Below are 352 nucleotides of genomic sequence, written 5' to 3' on the forward strand. Positions count from 1 at the left end.
GTCAGCGGGAAGTACTCGATCGTCACCACCGTGGACGGGTACGGATGCGACACCAACGGCACGATGAACGTAAAGCAGTTCAAGCTCGACCCGGTCTCCGGATTGCCGGACACGGTCGACATGTCGTTCACGCAGTACTGCGTCGACAAGATCGCACAGCACGGCACGCTGCAGTGGCAAGCACGGTCCGACGTCACGGCACCGGCAGCCCCGACCGGGATCCGGGTCGGTTCAGCAACACCGACGAAGGTGAAGTGGACGTCGTCCACATCGAAGGACGCAACGTCAGTCGTCGCTCGTCTCGTGCAGGGCGACGGTGCTGGCGCGACCGTCCAGAGCGGTGTGCCGCTGG

General features: G+C 64.2%; 1 protein-coding gene. It reads left to right on the forward strand.

Annotated elements, in window-relative coordinates:
• Positions 1-63: 63 nt before the first annotated feature.
• Positions 64-352, forward strand: a 289-nt coding sequence (locus tag BIU91_RS18750; RefSeq protein WP_216099633.1) for a hypothetical protein, incomplete at its 3' end; no start/stop codon positions are given.

The organism is Curtobacterium sp. MMLR14_002 (genome assembly GCF_001864975.1).
Taxonomy (GTDB): domain Bacteria; phylum Actinomycetota; class Actinomycetes; order Actinomycetales; family Microbacteriaceae; genus Curtobacterium; species Curtobacterium flaccumfaciens.